The organism is Caulobacter segnis (assembly GCF_003243465.1).
GTDB classification, from domain to species: Bacteria; Pseudomonadota; Alphaproteobacteria; order Caulobacterales; family Caulobacteraceae; genus Caulobacter; species Caulobacter segnis_A.
On sequence record NZ_QFQZ01000006.1, the window covers coordinates 13901 to 29669 of the forward strand.

Consider the following 15769-nt stretch of genomic DNA (forward strand, 5'->3'; position numbering starts at 1 on the left):
ATGAGCACGCTTCGCTATTTCCTGACCGCGTTCACCGACGAGACCTATCCGGCCGAGGCGCCGACGCTGGCGGCCTGGGCGAAATGGCTGGCCGACCCGATGCTGATCGCGCCGGGCTACGGGCGCGACGCGCCCGCCGAGGACGGCGAAGAGTTCGACGGCAGTGTCGACGCGGAGGTCTACCGCGCCGACCACATCGTTGGCCAAGACCATCCGGTCTGTCCCGTGACCTGGGTTTGGGTCGTTGTTGATGGCGATTGGGAGTCGGGCAGCGATAGCATCGCCGCGACGCTCGACTGTCTCGACGACGGCGACGAGGTCACGCTGGCCTTCTATCGCCAGATTGACCGCCGCTATCGGTTCAGCGTCGTCGACGGCGTTCCGCAGCTGGTCGACACCGACCCTGACACCGCGCCGACCGAGGCCGACTTCGACAGTGAGCCTGATCAACCCTCGCTCTTTATCGGAGGCGCGTGATCATGCCCCGCGCCGTCGCTCACCCCAAGGCGGCCGTCGGCCACGATGGCGGGGCCTTCTCTTCCTGGCTCCGAGGGATTGGCGAGGCTCTCCGCCACCCTTGGCGCTTCATGACCGTGGACCTCACCAAGCCAGCATCGGCGCCTAAGCCTGTAGAGCCTTTCGAACGGCTCCGCGCCGCAGCCGGGTCGAGCGATCCCGGCTGCGTTGAGGCGCGAAAGCTGCTCCGGGTCGCCACCCTTCGCGGCCTTGCCGCAGCGACCGGCAAGCCCATGCCGAAGCTACGGCCCTAGCCATGGCCGGGGGCGTCCAATTCCAGCGCGTCAACCAGCACTGTGACCGCCGGGGCGGGGTGTTTCCCTTCCTGGTGATCCGGTGCTCGACGTGTCCAGCGACGGCGAAGACTGCCGAGGACCCCGAGAGGCCGATCGGTCTCACCCGCGCGTCCCGCGCCTTCGTCGGCATGGGCTGGCGCGTCGCCGCAAAGCGCGCCGCGGATCAATGCCCCCACTGTGTGGCGGGCCTCTCGAAATCACCGAAGCGACCGGCCGCGCCCGTCGCCAAGCCGAAAGAGCCAGCAATGGTCCAGACAACCGTTCCGCCAAAGGCGCCGGCCGCCGTGCCGCCGCGCCAGCCCTCGCTCGCCGACATCCGCAAGATCCGCCAAGCCCTCGACGAGGCCTATGACGATGAGGCGGGCTGCTATCGCGGCAACGCCTCCGATCGGTCCCTATCCGAGCGCCTGGACGTTCCGCGGGCCTGGGTGAGCAACGAGCGTGAGCACGCCTACGGCCCGGAGCGCTGCGAACAGGACCGCGAAGACCTCGCCAAGGTCGAAGGGATCAAACAGCGGGCCGCCGACCTCGAAGCCCAGGCCATGGAAGTCGCCCAAGCGGCCGAGACCCTCCGCCGTGACGCTGAGGCCATGCGCGCCCGTCTTGCCGCGCGAGGTGTCCAATGATCCACGACGGCTACACCGCGCGCCGCACCGCAGCCGATAGCCGGCCGGCTCGCCCCTTCATCCGTCCGAACGACGGCCCCGGCGACCTGACCATCCGCGCCCGCCTAGCGGACGAGGCGAGGGCCCGCGTCGAGCGCAAGCGCTACTCGATCGACAAGCCGCAAACCGCGGCCGAACGGGCCCGCGAAGTCCGCGAGGAGCACAAGCGCGAGATCCTCGCCTTCGTCGCCAAGTCCGAATTCGGCGCCGACCAGCGCAACATGTCTGAACTGCTCGGCTTCCAATACTCACTCGTCCGGACCTTGGTCGACGAGCTGGAGTGCGCGGGCCTGGTCGAGACGGCGATCTCCGGCCGGGTCGGCCGTGGGCAGAGCATCACCGTCACCGCGACTGACGCCGGGCTTGATGCTGCGGAGGCGGCATCTTGACCGACCTTTCGGCCTACCACGCCCTGATCGCCCGCAAGCGCGTCAGCTTCGAGCCGCGCGGCCTTGCGCGCGTTCCGGCACTGAACACAGCGCTTAAGCCGCACCAGGCGCACGTCGTCGACTTCGCGCTCCGTATGGGCTCGGCCGCGCACTTCTTGGACACCGGCCTAGGCAAGACCTTCTCCGCCCTGGACTGGGGCCGGGTTATCGTCGAGCACACGAACCGGCCCGTGCTGATGCTCGCGCCATTGGCCGTTGGCCGTCAGCACCAGGGCGAGGCAGAGCGCTTCGGCATCGACGCCATAGCCATCAGAGAGCCGGAAGAGGTTCGCGGCGCCCGGGTCTATGTGACGAACTACGAGCGGCTCGCCAAGTTCGATCCCTCAGCCTTCGCAGGCGTGATCCTGGATGAGAGCTCGATCCTAAAGAGCTTCACCGGCGCGACGACCCGGGCCCTGACCGAGGCTTTCAGGTCGACGTCCTATCGCCTGGCCTGCACCGCAACGCCGGCGCCGAACGATCACATGGAACTGGGCCAACACTCAGCCTTCCTCGGCATCATGCCGGGCCCGGAGATGCTCTCGCGCTGGTTCATCGCCGACCAGACCAACATGGGCCGCTATCGGCTCAAGAACCCCGCCGTGCGGCCATTCTGGGATTGGGTCGCCTCGTGGGCGCGCTGCGTCTCTAAGCCCTCCGATCTGGGCTACAGCGACGAGGGCTACATCCTGCCGGAGCTGAACCTGCTCCGGCATCTGGTCCGCGCCGACACCACGACCGATGCAGGATCCGAGCGCGACGGCCAAGGCCGGCTATTCCGCATCCCTGACACCTCTGCGACCTCAATCCACAAGGAAAAGCGCCTGACAATTGGCGATCGGGCGGACCTGATCGCGGCTAAGGTGGCGGCCGAGCCTGGCGAGCCGTGGGTCATCTGGTGCGACACCGACTACGAGGCGGACGCCCTGACGGCGCGCATCAGCGACGCGCTCGAGGTCCGCGGCTCCATGTCGGCCGACGAGAAAGAGGACCGACTGCAGGCGTTCAGCACTGGCGCGGCTCGCGTGATAATCACCAAGCCTTCCGTCGCTGGCTACGGCCTTAATTGGCAGCATTGCGCCCGGGTGGGGTTTGTCGGTCTCAGCTTCTCTTACGAGAGCTTTTATCAGGCCGTCCGGCGCTGCTGGCGTTTCGGCCAATCCAGGGCCGTAGACGTCCATGTCGCCTGTGCCGACACCGAGGAGGCGATCTGGAACGTCGTGAGCCGCAAGGCCGGCGACCACGACGCGATGAAGCGGGAGATGACGGGCGCGATGCGCCGCGCCGCCCGCGTCCACAAGACCCTGGAGGACTATGACCCGGCAGTGCCGGCAATCCTCCCAACCTTCTTGAAAGAGGCCGCCTGATGGTCAACGTCTTCGACCAGCACGTCACCGAGCGCTTCGGCGCCTACCACGTCGACGCCGTCGAGTTCGTGGCGAACATGCCATCGAACAGCATCGACTTTTCCGTCTACAGCCCGCCGTTCAGTTCGCTATACATCTACTCCGAGAGCGCGCGTGACATGGGCAATGTGTCAGGCGACGAGGAGTTTCGCGAGACCTACGAGCACCTATTGCGCGAGCTCTGGCGCGTGACCAAGCCCGGCCGTCTCACCTGCATCCACGTCAAGGACCTGGTCTACTATTCCAACGCCTCCGAGGACGGCTCGCGCGGTCTTCGCGACTTCTCCGGCGACTGCATCGCCGCCCACGAGGCGGCCGGAGCAGAAGCTGCGCGCATCGCCAACGTCGTTGGCGGCTGGGCCTATCACCGCCGTGTGACGGTCGACCGCTGCCCGGTACGGGAGATGCAGAAGACCAAGGCCGACCGCCTTCTCTACAAGCACTTCCGCGAGGACGCGGCGCGGACCGGCGGCGGCTTGCCCGAATACATGATCTGGTTCCGAAAGTGGGCGCCGGGCATGGAGGACGTGGACCCCGTCGTCCACCGGCCCGAGGAGTTCCCGCTCGACACCTGGCAGGAATGGGCCCAGCCGATCTGGCGCGGCCTGACCGAAACGGACGTGCTCAACGTCAAGGTCGCGCGCGATGACGGGGCGGAGAAACACCTCTGCCCGATGCCACTGAACCTGACAGAGCGTGCCATCAGACAATACACCAACCCCGGCGATACCGTGTTCTCGCCCTTTATGGGCATCGGGTCCGAGGGGTATGTCGCCCTTCGCGCCGGTCGGCGCTTCGTTGGGACCGAGCTGAAGGACAGCTACTTCCGGACAGCGGTGAAGAACCTTCGCGAAATGGAGGTCGAGAGCAGCGCGCCGAGTCTACTGGGGGCGGCGTGACCAAGAGCGCCAAGCCCGATACCTGGATGCCACTTGTCATCGGCGACTACCGTAAGGACACCGGCCGCCTGACGACGGAACAGCACGGCGCTTACCTGCTGCTGATCATGGACTATTGGATTAGCGGACCGCCGGCCGATGATGATGAAGACCTAATGGCGATCACCGGCCTCGACGCCAAGTCGTGGAAAAAGCAGCGGCCGAAGCTACTGCGCTACTTCCGCGTTGAGGACGGCGTATGGCGGCACAAGCGTATTGACGAAGAGCTAGAGCGCTGGGCGCGGAAGAAGGAAGTCTACGCCTCGCGCGCCGCCGCCGGTGGTCGCGCCAAGGCTGCTAAAAGCACACCGCAAGCACATGGCAAGAAGCCATCTAAGCACGAAAATAGCGCGGAAAACGCCTGCTTAAGTCCTGCACCGCAACCCGCATCCACTGAGGAAGAAGACCCTTCGGGATCTTCTTCCCTCAGTGGCGGCGCTGCCGTCCGCTCGTCCGTTCCGGCCGACGTCCGCGCCGCCTTTGCCAAGGCCCTGACGCCGGAATGGGAGCTTTCCTACATCGCCCCAGGCGGATGGATTGCGGAGACCCGGACCATCGTCCCGGTCCACGAAATGGCGGCTGGGATCATCCGGCGTGATGGCCGGCGGGCTATGGCCGCGCTGGAGGAAGCGGGAACGCCCGTCCTAGTCGATGCGAAGGCGAGGGCGGCATGAGCGCCGACCGCATTCGCGTGCTGTCCTACGACGCCGCCGGGATCGCCCAGCGCATGGCCTTCAGCCTGCTCGGCGCCGTCTGCCCGACCCTACCGACCGACGTCCGACTTAGGTGCATGTCGGACGTATTCTTCCTCTGGCCGGCGCTCGCTGAGCGCATGGGGGAGCTCGAAGGGCTGGCCCCGCGAAGCGCGACCGGCGGCTACGAAAACCGAGAACGCCTTAACGAGCGCCTGGCGGCATTCCGAGCCCGCCAGCTTTCCGAAACGACCCTTCCGACCGCGGAGTCCGACCAATGACCATCACCGATCCCGCTCGCTGGTTCGCCGCCCGCTGCGCCTCTGGCCGGGAGACCAAGATCATCGAGGCCATCGAGCAGCTCGCCAAACGGGATGGCTTGAGCATTGAGCCCTACATGCCGACCGTGACCCGCTGGCGCCGAGTCCGCCATCACCGGAAAAACGTGGTCCGTGAGAAGTTCGAACGCGCCCTGTTCCCGGGGATCATCTTCCTGAAGTGCATTTCCTCGCCCAGCGCGGTCGAGGAGGTCGAGGGCGTCAAGCTCTACACCCGCCGCGACGGCAAGGGCGACAACGTCCCCGCCATCATGCCTTCGAGGGATATCGAGGCCATCCGCTGGATGCACATCAACGGCGAGTTCGACGAAACGCGGCCGAAGGAGCCGGACTACGTCCCCGCCGTCGGCGACAAGGCCTTTGTCGAGAACGGCGACGTCGTCAGCCGCGTCGGCGAAATCCTGAAGATCCAGGCCAAGCATGGGACGGCGACGCTCCTCATCGGAAAAATGAAGGTCAAGGCCGGCCTGAAGACGCTTCGCCCTGCGCCGAAGGCGGAGGAGGCGGCGTGAAGCCCGAGGAACTGGTCGCGCTCTGCGACGACGCGATAGCCCGACACGCGGCTGGAGAAATAATCAGCGATCAACCGAAAATCATGCTGACCATGCCCTATGATCGCCGTCGCCCACCACGCAGCAACCGGGTGCGCCTCGCCGGCCGCTCTAGCCCGCTTGGGTGCTTCATGTCGGTAAACACCCGCTATGATCCGCCGATCATGATCACCTGTTTTGACGCAAGGGCCGTGAAGTCCTGGGTTGAGCGAGGGCTGTCGCAAATGGCGCATGGGGCTAGCTGAGCCACATATTGCGTCCAGCCGCGAACCAGGGCACAGATACGGTGTTCTCCGGTCCCCATGTGACCGCCTTCGACACCCTCGGGAGCTACAGAGTATTCTGGTGCTCGAGGGCGCGAGATCAAACCGGCCCGAGCGCCGGTGCTACCGCTTAAGAAAATCACCCAATAGCCGCCAGTCGCGTGCTGCTGGCCCAGCCCGCCCGCTTCCTCGCGCGGCGGGCTGCTCACCTTTCCCGCCCCTCTCATTCCCTCGGCATGAGAAGCCCCCTCCAAGCAGAGCAGGGAGGGGCGGGGGAGCCAGCTTCGCGCCGCCGTCACACCCTACAGCAGGTCCTCGATAGAGGCGGGCCTGGCGCGAACCCCCTTCACCCGATCCGCCCATGTGATGCGGTACGCCAAAGGCTGGCGCGGATTGGACGATAGAGGCCCTGGCCTCAAGCCGCCGGAGGGACACATGCCCGTCCTTTCCAATTCCCGTCACGAGCGCTTCGCTCAAGAGCTCGCCAAGGGGGAAACCGCAGACTCGGCCTATGTTGCAGCCGGTTACAAGGAGAACCGCGGCAACGCGGCTCGCCTGAAAGCAAATGAAAGCGTCGTCGCTCGGGTCAACGAGATCCAGGGGAAGGCGGCCACCCGCGCCGAAATCACGGTCGCCGGCATCACCGATCGCCTGCTTGCCATCGCCGAGGTGGCTGAGAAGTCGACCGAGGCCCCCATGCTGCAGGCCGCCCGCGCGGCGCTGATGGATGCAGCGAAGCTCAACGGCCTGGTGGTCGACAAGACCAAGCATGAAGGCCTCGGCCCCGTGACTGTCACCTACGTGACCAAGGGGGGCGAGGCCGCCGCGCCGAGCGACGAGGACTACGAGACCGACTGATGCGGTATGAGCCGATCCCGGCTTTCCGGTTTCTGACCGAGAAGCCGCTGGGCTCCTACCGTTTCCGGGCCGCGTTCGGTGGCCGGGGCTCGGCGAAGTCTTGGGAGTTCGTCAACGCTGCGATCTTCTGTGCGGTGACGACGCCTGGCCTGCGCGTGGTGTTCCTCCGCCAGATCATGGCGAACCTCAAGGAGTCGTCGTTGGAGCTGGTGAGGAGCCGGCTCAAGTTCTACGGCCTGCTTGATGTTCCCGGCGCCTACTTCCGCGAGGTTGACGGCACCTTCGTTGGCCGAGACGGCCAGAAGATCATGTTCATCGGTCTCTGGAAGGGCGGGAAGCCCGAAGGGATCAAGTCGCTGGAAGGCGCAGGCCTCACCATTCTGGAGGAGGCGCAAGAGGCAACCCAGGACTCGCTCGACGTCCTCATCCCGACTGTCCTTCGGACGGACATTTCCGAACTTTGGGCCATCTGGAACCCGTCACTCGCGACGGACGCAATCGACGTCTTCTTCCGCGGTCCGGTCAAGCCCCGCAAGGCGATCGTCCGCAAGATCAACTATGACCAAAACCCGCACTTCCCCGAAGCACTCCGCGAACAGATGGAGCTCGACTTCAGGAAGAACCGGCTTCGGGCGCTGTGGATCTGGCTCGGCGCCTATCGGCCCTCGATCGAGGGGGGCATCTTCAACCGAGAGGGTTTGGACGCTGCCTGGCTGGCTGGGCGCCACGTAGAGGATGGCTGGGGGCGGGTCGTCGTCGGTGTAGACCCGTCTGGTGGTGGCGACGATGTCGGTATCGTCGTCGCCGCAGAGTACGCCGACGGAGCGATTGTCCTCGAGGACGCGACCTGTCCGGCTAAGAGCCCCCACGCCTGGGCGATCCAGGTGGCGAAAGCCGTGGACCGTTGGGGCGCTGACTGCGTGGTGGCCGAGAAGAACTTCGGCGGCGATATGGTCGAGAGCACCTTGCGCGTCGGCGGCGTCAACACCCGCGTCAAGATGGTCTCGGCCAGCCGTGGCAAGCACGTCCGGGCTGAGCCGGTCGCGGGCCTCTACGACCAAGGCCGCATCTTCCACCGTGAGCAATTCCCGCTGATGGAGGCAGAGCTGCTTGCGACCACGCCAGCGGGCTACCAGGGCGGCCAGTCGCCGAACCGAATGGATGCCCTCGTGTGGGCGGTAACTGAGCTGAACGTCCAGGAGCAAAGCCGGGTGGCGATGTTCCTGAGCCGAAAGAACCGAAACTCGGCGGGCTAGGAGGTCGACATGTCGATGCTCGACTTCATGACCAACGCGGTGACGCGGCGCCTGGCGACGATGTTCCCGGGCTACTTCGACGGGGCTAAGCACAACCACTACGCCGACTTCGGCTATCCGGATGACGTCACGTTCAAGCTCCTGTACGCGACCTATACCCGGAACAGCCTGGCGAACGCGGCGGTCGACAAGACTGTGCTGAAGACCTGGGAGACCAACCCACTCCTCCAGGAATTCGCCCGCGACGGAGCGAAGAAGGGCAAGCCCGAGACGCGCCGCGAGGCGCTGATCCGCCAGAAGTTCGACGACCTCCGCCTCTGGCAGCGCCTCGCCGAGGCCGACCGCCGCAGCCTCGTCGGCCGCTATGCCGGCGTCATCCTCCGCATCGCGGACAACAAGGCGTTCGACCAGCCAGTCGATGCCGTGTCGGGCGGACTGGACGCCCTGGTCGAGCTGATCCCGGCTTGGGAAGGCCAGCTCTCCGTCAACCAGTGGGACACCGACGACAAGTCGCCCACCTTCGGCGAGCCGATCATGTACGCCTTCGCGGAGTCCGCGGTGGAGGGCGTCAAGCAGCCTCGCAACCTGATCATTCACCCCGACCGGGTCATCATCTGGTCGGAGGATGGTACGCTAAACGGCCGGGCCCCTCTGGAGGCCTGCGTCAACGATCTGCTCGACGCCGAGAAGGTGAGGGGCGGCGGAGCCGAGGGCTTCTGGAAGAACGCCAAGTCGTCGCCATATCTCGAGGTCGATAAAGAGGCCAAGATCAGCGACATGGCGAAAGCCATGGGCGTCTCGCCGGACGAACTGGCCGACAAGATGAACGCCCAGGTCGAGGACTTCCAAAAGGGCTTCGACAAAGTCCTCATGCTCCAGGGCATGACGGCCAAGCCCATGACCGTCACCCTCCCGGCCTCGCCCGAGCAGTTCTTCCTTCTCCCGGTCCAGGGCATCGCGGCGAAGTTCAAGATGCCACTGAAGATCCTCGTCGGGTCTCAGAGCGGAGAGCGGGCCAGCACTGAAGACGCCGGCGAGTGGGCCCGGACCAACATGTCCCGCCGGGCCAACATCGTCGTCCCGGCCATCAAGACGCTGATCCGCCGCCTTGAGCGCTTCAACATCATCCCCGTGCGGGATTGGCACTTGGATTGGGCGGATCTTGGTGACGCCTCGCCCGAACAGAAAATGGACCGCGTCGTGAAGATGGCGGACGCCAACGCCAAGATGGCGACGGCCAACGGTGAGATCGTCTTCACCGGCGCTGACATGCGCGGCGCCGTCGGCATGGAGCCGCTGAGCCCCACTGAAGCCAAGGTCGAGAAGGTCACGACCACAACGACCGAGCCAGGCCAGACCGACCCGGCCAACCCCACCGATCCGGCGGCCGACCCGGCAGCCCAGGCGGCCTAGCCTAGGAGCGCCCCATGAAACACGTTCTCGTCCACGTCCGCTGCAACGCAGCGGGCGCGATCCGCCGTGAGAAGTTGAACGGCCGGGACGTCGTCATCGTCCCCAGCGCCACCATGCCTGACGACGTGGTGATGAACTCGATCCTCTATCCGGCCGCCGAGATCGCGAAGGGGTTCAAGACCCTGGAGCGCACCCCGGCCCCGCTGGGGCACCCGAACGTCAACGGCAAGTTCATCTCCGCCCTGGATCCCGAAGGCCTGAACCTAGGCTACATCGGGGCTTTCAACATGAACGTGCGCCAGGAGCAGGGCTCCGACGGCAAGAAGCGCGTCCTGCTGGACAAGGTCATCGACGTCGAGATCGCCAACCAGAGCGAGCGTGGCAAGCGCGTCCTGGCCGCGATCGACAAGGGCGAGCCGGTCCACACCTCGACCGGCATCTACTGCAACCTCGAAGCCGTCTCAGGCGACGTCGCCCACAAGTTCGTGGGGCGCGACCTTGATTTCGACCACGACGCCATCCTCCTCGATGAGCCCGGCGCGGCCACTCCCGACCAGGGCGTCGGCATGATGGTCAACGCCCAAGGCCAGCCCGAGGAAATTGAGGTCATCAACTCAGCGCTCGCCGACATGGCTGAGCGCGATCTGGATTGGGCGGTGGACTCCCTCGCCCGAGCTCTGGAGCAGCAGGCCCGCCTGCCTCTCCTCGAGCGAATTCGCTCCGCCGCCATGAAGGCCTTCGGCCTTCCCGAGCGGGCAACCACCACCAACCAACAGGAAGACGACATGACCGCTCCGACGAAAGAGCAGTTCGACGCGCTTTCCGCCGAGGTGAAGGGCCTCTCGGAAAGCGTCGGCAAGATCGGCGACACCGTCGCCACGGCGATCGCCAACGCGCTCAAGCCGCTCAACGAGCAGCTCGAAGCCAACGCCGCCCAGCAGAAGGCCAAGGACGAGGCCGAGCGCAAGGAACTGACCGACAAGGTCATCAAGGCCAACGTGCTGGACGAAGCCGCCGCCGCCCTCGTGCCGCTGCCAGCCCTTCGCACCTTGGCCGCCAACGTCAAGACCGGCTCGGCCGCCCCGCTGAACGGCGGCTTCCAGGCCAACACCGACGAAGGCGCCTTCAAGCTGCCGGAAGGGGAGAAGTAACCCATGCCCCGCTACAACAAGATCTTCGCGGGCCCGCCCGGTGAAGTCGACGTGCAGGTCGAAGAAGCGCCCTGCAACGTCTCCCTGACCCCCGGCCAACTCGTCGTCCTGTCCTCGGGCAAGTGGGTCGCTCACGCCACCGCCGGCGGCCGCGGCCGCTATCGCGTCCTCCAGGACAACTACCTGGCCTGCGAAGACGTCGATACCCAGATCGCCGCCAACGACACCGGCGTCGGCCTCATCCCGCATGGCGACCTGCTCTTCTATGTGCGCGTCGCCACCGGCCAGAACCTCGCCAAGGGTGACGCCCTGGTCTCCAACGGTTCGGGCGTGCTCGTGAAGGGCGCGACCTCGGGCCACCAGATCCTTTTCTGGGCCGAGGAGACCTACAACAACACCTCCGGCTCCACCCAACTCGTCCTGGTCCGTCCGGCCCAGGGCACCGTGCCGTAAGGAGGGCCGGACATGCGCTATTTCGACTCGCAACTGGTCGCCAACTCGCGCCAGCACGCCAACTGGTGGAAAGAGCTGAGCGCTCACCGCGCCTGGTTCCACCACACCGAAACCGCCATGGCCCAGGTCATGCGCGCCAACGGCGTCGTCGCCAACTCTGCCGGCGTCCTGCCGCGTGACGCCTGGCTGGAGATGGACACCATCACCCGCCGCGTCATGCGTTCGGACGAAGGCCAAGCCTGGATGGCCGACCTGATGCCGCTGGCGAAGGCCGTCGACATCGGCAAGCTGGTCCACCTGACCCGCGTCGCCTCGGACACCAACAACCCGGTCGTTCGCTCGATGAGCGGCAAGGTGCCGACCGCGATGGACAAGACGGTCTACACCTACCGGGGTACGCCGGTTCCGATCTTCTCGGACGGCTATGGCCGGGAATGGCGCGAATGGAACACCCTGCAGAGCGAGAACTTCGACGCTCTGTCGGACGACCAGGAGGCCACGACCGCCAAGCTCAAGCGCGACCAGGCCAAGTACGTCCTGGACGGCGACCCGAATATCTCGGTGAAGGGCTACAAGACCTACGGCATCCGGACCAATCCGCTGTCGAAGGCCATCAACGTCGGCGCCAGCGGCAACAACATCGACCTGACGGCGATCGCGACCACCTGCGACGCGATCGACAACTTCTTCACTCAGAAGCTGGGCAAGCTGCTCGACGACAACTTCATCACCGGCGCCGTCAATCTCTACATCTCGCCGGATATGGGCCGTAGCTTCGACCGCTCCTATTCGGGCTCGTCGGGCTACAAGAACGGCACGCTGCTCCAGTACCTGCTGACGAACCGCCGCATCAACAAGATCGAGGTCTCGTTCGAGCTGTCGGGCAACGAGTTCTTCTTCTTCGTCCCGAGCGCCGAATACGTCCGCCCGCTGATCGGCATGGCCATGAACACCACGGCCCAGGCCCGCCAGAACCCCACCGACGACTACAACTTCCTCGTCATGGGTGCGATGGGCCTGGAAATCCGCGCCGACTACAACGGCCGGACCGCCGTCGGCTACTCCGTCAGCTTCTAACGCGGCGGCGGCCCTGGCTCAGCGCCGGGGCCGCCTCCTGGAGATTCCAACATGGACATCAAGATCACCGGCCGTGGCGTCTATGGCGCCGACGGCGAATACGAGATCGGCACGGTCATCGCCGGCCTGGAAGCCGAGCCCACCAGCATCGAAGGCCGCTATGACGTGGTCGGCGATGAGGGCGCGCGCGTTCTCGTCACCAACCCGGCCGCCACGCCCGCCGGCGGCGCTCCCTACGACGTCCGCGAGACCTCGCCGGGGTGGTTCCAGATCTACGACGCCAGTGGCGCCGAAGTCGGCAAGAAGCTCCGCAAGGACGACGCCGAGGCCTTCGCCGCCCTGACCGACGAGGAAAAGGCCGACTTCCTGAAGGGCGAGGCCTAAGACAGTGGCCGGCTATGGCTCCGATAACGGCTTCGGCCAGTGGTTGGCCGACAATGGCTTGACCCTGCCCGGTGACGCGCCAGCGCCGGCCGCTCTCCGACAGCGCGGAAGCGCGCATGTCGATGAGCACGAATTCCCCGGATCGCCGACCAGCGGCTTCGCCCAGGAGCGCGCATGGCCGCGTACCGGCGCGACCGCGAACTGTCAGGCGATCCCCTCCGATGTGATCCCCGTGGCGATCGTCAACGCCGCCTATGCGGCGGCCTACCACGAAGCCTTGAACCCAGGCTCGTTGAGTGGCGCGACGAACCGCGACCCTCACGTCAAGCGCGAGCGCTTCCGCGTTGAAGGCGCCGTCGACAAGGAGACCGAGTATTTCTCGACCGGCGACGCCGCTGCCGACGCCAAGATCGTCATCCCCGCCGTTGAGGGGCTCTTGGCCCCCTTCGTCCTAGAAGAGCCGGCCGTCGCGCTCGGAGTGATGGCGCTCGGATGACGATCTACAGCGAGGCCCGGGCCGCGGCTATTCGCCTGCTGGCCCCGGTTGGCTCCAACCCCGATGCGGCCGGGCAGGTCGCGACGCTGACCTATCAGCCGGCGGGCGTCTATGACCCGACCACGGGCGGCGTGACGTCACCCGCCCCCGTGGTCCAGACGATCAGCGGCGTCGAAAAGGCCATCAAGGTCGACCGCGTCAACGGAACGACCATCCTGGCGGGAGACTCCGAGTTCGTGATGAGCCCGGTCACGACCTCCGGGGCGGATGTGCAGTTGCCCGACGACCTGCCGTTGCAAGCCACCCTGGAGCTCGCCGACGGAACCGTGAAGGCCGTCGTCGGCCCACTCCAGCCCAAGCGCCCCGCCGGCCTCCTGATCAGTGCAACCCTGCAGCTTCGGGGGGCTTCGTAGTGGGGGGCTTCGCAGACACGGTAGCGACGGCCTGCGACGGCTTTCTCTCCCGCGCCCGCGCCATGCCGGGAGCCGTGGTTGACGAGGCCGCCGAACGCATCATCGGCCGGTCGCCGATCGGGATGCCTGAGACGTGGAAACGGGGCAAGGCGCCGGACGGCTACGTCCCCGGCCAATTCCGATCGAACTGGAACCTTGGCGTCGACTCGATCGACCGAACCACCACGACGCAGACCAACAGCTTCTTCCTCCAGGGCCGGGAGCGGATGCCGGCCGACCCGTTCGGCCACCGCTTCTACATCTCGAACGCCAAGCCCTACGCTTGGCGCCTAGAGGTCGACGCTTGGTCGCGCCAGGCTCCGAACGGAATGGTGCGGCTTACGGCGGATGAGTTCGACACCATCCTGCAAATCGCGGCCAAGAAGGTGGGCGGTCGGCCGCCAGCGATGGAGTACGCCTGATGAGCTTCGCCAGCGTCCGCGCCGCCCTTGAGACCGCCTTGAACGGCATTGCGCCGCCGCTTTCGACCGCCTGGGAAAACACCGCCTTCACACCCGTCGTGGGAACGCCTTATCAGCGCGCCGTGATTATCCCGGCCGCGCCGGCGAATGACGAAATCGGCCGCGCCTACAATGAGCGCGGCATCTTCCAAGTCAGCCTGCATTTCCCGCCGAACACGGGGCCCGCCGCCGCCTATGTGCGGGCCGACTTGATCCGAGCGACCTTCTACCGCGGTGCCACTTTCCCCAAGGACGGCATCACCGTCCAGGTCGTCGGGACGCCGACGATCCTGCCGCCGCAAGACGACGACCAAGGCCGCTACGTCCTGCCCGTGAGCATCAACTTCCGGGCTTCCGCCCAGACCTGACCGGCAACCCGCCGCCAGAACCGACGATCTCGGACAAGCGCCGAGCGTCTCCGCACATCCAAACATCAAGGAGATATCCATGGCGCAAGCCCAAGGGATCGCGCGGAAGATCGCGCGCGTGAAGCAGTCCGGCAAGGGAGCGGCCGGCTCGTCCGGTAGCCAGCTTATCCGCCGCACCTCGGCGACCTTCAACAAGGTCAGCGACACCTTCGAGAACAACGAGATCGTCGACCACCAACAGTCGACGGGCAGCACCGAGGGTGTTTACGCCACCACCGGCCAAGTCGAGGGCCTGCTGTCGGCCGGGACCTATGCGCCGGAGTTCGCGAACCTGCTCCGCAAGGACTTCGTCGCGACCTCGACGATCACGGGCATGACGATTGCTGTGGCGGGTTCGGGCCCGACCTACACGATCACCCGATCGGCCGGCAACTTCCTGACCGACGGTGTGAAGCAGTTCGACACGGTGAGGCTGACGGCTGGCGCGTTCAATGCGGCGAACCTGAACAAGAACCTCTGGGTCCAGAGCATGACCGCTACCGTGCTGACGGTCGTTCCGGTCAATGGTGTCGCCCTGGTCGCCGAAAGCGGCATCACGGGAGCCAGCCTCGCCGTTCCGGGCAAGAAGGCCTGGGTTCCGACCACGGGGCACACCAACGACTACTACACCTATGAGGTCTGGCAACCCGACGTGCCCTCGTCGGAGCTCTACGTCGACTGCAAGACCGTCCAGGCGGACATCACCGTCCCAGCGACCGGCAATCCGACCGTCTCGTTCAGCATTCCGGGCCTGTCGCGTGTCAACGGCACGTCGCAGGTGCTGACCAGCCCGACGGCCGCGACCACGACGCCCGTCCTGGCGACTGCCCAGGGCCTGATCTTGCTCAATGGTGCCCTCACGACCGTGACGAGCGTCAATGTGTCGATCACCGGCAACGTCAACCCCGGCGAGGCCGAAGTCGGCAGCAAGTCGCGCTCGGACCACCAGATGGGCCGCGTCGCGGTCTCCGGCTCGTTCTCGGCAAAGTTCAAGGACACGACCATCCAGGCCATCCGCGACGCTCAGGTGCCGGTGTCGCTGGCGGTGCTTGTCGCTGCGGACGCCTCGGCCGGCGCCGACTTCATCACCATCGTCATCCCGGCGATCAAGATCTTCACCGACGAAGCCAACGACGGCGAGGTCGAGATCATCCGGACCTACAACTTCACGGCCCAGATCCCCGCTACCGGCGGCGCGGCGCTGTCGAACTGGCAGACGATCGTCTCGATCCAAGACGCGCAGGCCTAACGCCTGCACCGAAACCCGG

General features: G+C 66.0%; 21 protein-coding genes. All 21 read left to right on the plus strand.

The annotated features are described in order from the left end of the window. Positions 1 to 477 carry a hypothetical protein gene (locus DI526_RS03325; protein WP_304274008.1) on the plus strand — a complete coding sequence of 159 codons (477 nt, stop codon included), beginning with the start codon at positions 1 to 3 and terminating at the stop codon, positions 475 to 477. Positions 478 to 1057: 580 nt separating this feature from the next. After that, positions 1058 to 1438 carry a hypothetical protein gene (locus DI526_RS03330; RefSeq protein ID WP_304274010.1) on the plus strand — a complete coding sequence of 127 codons (381 nt, stop codon included), beginning with the start codon at positions 1058 to 1060 and terminating at the stop codon, positions 1436 to 1438. Continuing rightward, positions 1435 to 1866, plus strand: coding sequence for a hypothetical protein (locus DI526_RS03335; RefSeq protein ID WP_304274012.1), 432 nt, complete (start codon positions 1435 to 1437; stop codon positions 1864 to 1866). The genes DI526_RS03330 and DI526_RS03335 overlap by 4 nt, the downstream gene beginning before the upstream one ends. Then, a complete protein-coding gene (locus tag DI526_RS03340; RefSeq protein ID WP_304274013.1) occupies positions 1863 to 3272 on the plus strand; it encodes a DEAD/DEAH box helicase in 1410 nt (469 codons plus the stop codon). Before DI526_RS03335 ends, DI526_RS03340 begins: the two co-directional genes overlap by 4 nt. Further along, on the plus strand, positions 3272 to 4210 hold the full coding sequence (locus DI526_RS03345) for a site-specific DNA-methyltransferase (RefSeq protein ID WP_304274014.1): 939 nt from the start codon (positions 3272 to 3274) through the stop codon (positions 4208 to 4210). The genes DI526_RS03340 and DI526_RS03345 overlap by 1 nt, the downstream gene beginning before the upstream one ends. After that, positions 4207 to 4923 carry a DUF1376 domain-containing protein gene (locus DI526_RS03350; protein ID WP_304274016.1) on the plus strand — a complete coding sequence of 239 codons (717 nt, stop codon included), beginning with the start codon at positions 4207 to 4209 and terminating at the stop codon, positions 4921 to 4923. Before DI526_RS03345 ends, DI526_RS03350 begins: the two co-directional genes overlap by 4 nt. Continuing rightward, the gene (locus tag DI526_RS03355; protein ID WP_304274018.1) at positions 4920 to 5222 is read left to right on the plus strand and encodes a hypothetical protein; all 303 of its coding nucleotides are present in this window, start codon (positions 4920 to 4922) and stop codon (positions 5220 to 5222) included. The genes DI526_RS03350 and DI526_RS03355 overlap by 4 nt, the downstream gene beginning before the upstream one ends. Continuing rightward, a complete protein-coding gene (locus tag DI526_RS03360) occupies positions 5219 to 5791 on the plus strand; it encodes a transcription termination/antitermination protein NusG (protein WP_304274019.1) in 573 nt (190 codons plus the stop codon). The genes DI526_RS03355 and DI526_RS03360 overlap by 4 nt, the downstream gene beginning before the upstream one ends. Next, complete coding sequence (locus DI526_RS03365) at positions 5788 to 6075, plus strand: hypothetical protein (protein WP_304274021.1); 288 nt, start codon at positions 5788 to 5790, stop codon at positions 6073 to 6075. The genes DI526_RS03360 and DI526_RS03365 overlap by 4 nt, the downstream gene beginning before the upstream one ends. 453 nt (positions 6076 to 6528) lie before the next feature. Then, on the plus strand, positions 6529 to 6951 hold the full coding sequence (locus DI526_RS03370; protein WP_304274023.1) for a hypothetical protein: 423 nt from the start codon (positions 6529 to 6531) through the stop codon (positions 6949 to 6951). Continuing rightward, positions 6951 to 8207: a phage terminase large subunit gene (locus tag DI526_RS03375; protein WP_304274025.1), complete on the plus strand. Its 1257-nt coding sequence runs from the start codon at positions 6951 to 6953 to the stop codon at positions 8205 to 8207. The genes DI526_RS03370 and DI526_RS03375 overlap by 1 nt, the downstream gene beginning before the upstream one ends. Positions 8208 to 8216: 9 nt before the next feature. Further along, complete coding sequence (locus tag DI526_RS03380) at positions 8217 to 9620, plus strand: anti-CBASS protein Acb1 family protein (protein ID WP_304274027.1); 1404 nt, start codon at positions 8217 to 8219, stop codon at positions 9618 to 9620. A gap of 14 nt (positions 9621 to 9634) precedes the next feature. Further along, positions 9635 to 10771, plus strand: coding sequence for a hypothetical protein (locus DI526_RS03385; RefSeq protein WP_304274029.1), 1137 nt, complete (start codon positions 9635 to 9637; stop codon positions 10769 to 10771). Between the two features lie 3 nt (positions 10772 to 10774). After that, on the plus strand, positions 10775 to 11224 hold the full coding sequence (locus tag DI526_RS03390) for a hypothetical protein (RefSeq protein WP_304274031.1): 450 nt from the start codon (positions 10775 to 10777) through the stop codon (positions 11222 to 11224). A gap of 12 nt (positions 11225 to 11236) precedes the next feature. Then, on the plus strand, positions 11237 to 12301 hold the full coding sequence (locus DI526_RS03395; RefSeq protein ID WP_304274033.1) for a major capsid protein: 1065 nt from the start codon (positions 11237 to 11239) through the stop codon (positions 12299 to 12301). Between the two features lie 51 nt (positions 12302 to 12352). Further along, positions 12353 to 12685 carry a hypothetical protein gene (locus DI526_RS03400; protein WP_304274035.1) on the plus strand — a complete coding sequence of 111 codons (333 nt, stop codon included), beginning with the start codon at positions 12353 to 12355 and terminating at the stop codon, positions 12683 to 12685. Between the two features lie 4 nt (positions 12686 to 12689). Beyond that, on the plus strand, positions 12690 to 13181 hold the full coding sequence (locus DI526_RS03405) for a DnaT-like ssDNA-binding protein (RefSeq protein ID WP_304274037.1): 492 nt from the start codon (positions 12690 to 12692) through the stop codon (positions 13179 to 13181). Further along, a complete protein-coding gene (locus DI526_RS03410) occupies positions 13178 to 13594 on the plus strand; it encodes a hypothetical protein (protein WP_304274039.1) in 417 nt (138 codons plus the stop codon). Before DI526_RS03405 ends, DI526_RS03410 begins: the two co-directional genes overlap by 4 nt. A gap of 74 nt (positions 13595 to 13668) precedes the next feature. Further along, complete coding sequence (locus tag DI526_RS03415) at positions 13669 to 14055, plus strand: hypothetical protein (RefSeq protein WP_304274041.1); 387 nt, start codon at positions 13669 to 13671, stop codon at positions 14053 to 14055. Continuing rightward, positions 14055 to 14462: a phage tail terminator-like protein gene (locus DI526_RS03420; protein WP_304274043.1), complete on the plus strand. Its 408-nt coding sequence runs from the start codon at positions 14055 to 14057 to the stop codon at positions 14460 to 14462. The genes DI526_RS03415 and DI526_RS03420 overlap by 1 nt, the downstream gene beginning before the upstream one ends. Positions 14463 to 14541: 79 nt before the next feature. After that, positions 14542 to 15750 carry a phage tail tube protein gene (locus DI526_RS03425; RefSeq protein WP_304274045.1) on the plus strand — a complete coding sequence of 403 codons (1209 nt, stop codon included), beginning with the start codon at positions 14542 to 14544 and terminating at the stop codon, positions 15748 to 15750. The last annotated feature ends 19 nt before the right edge of the window (positions 15751 to 15769 follow it).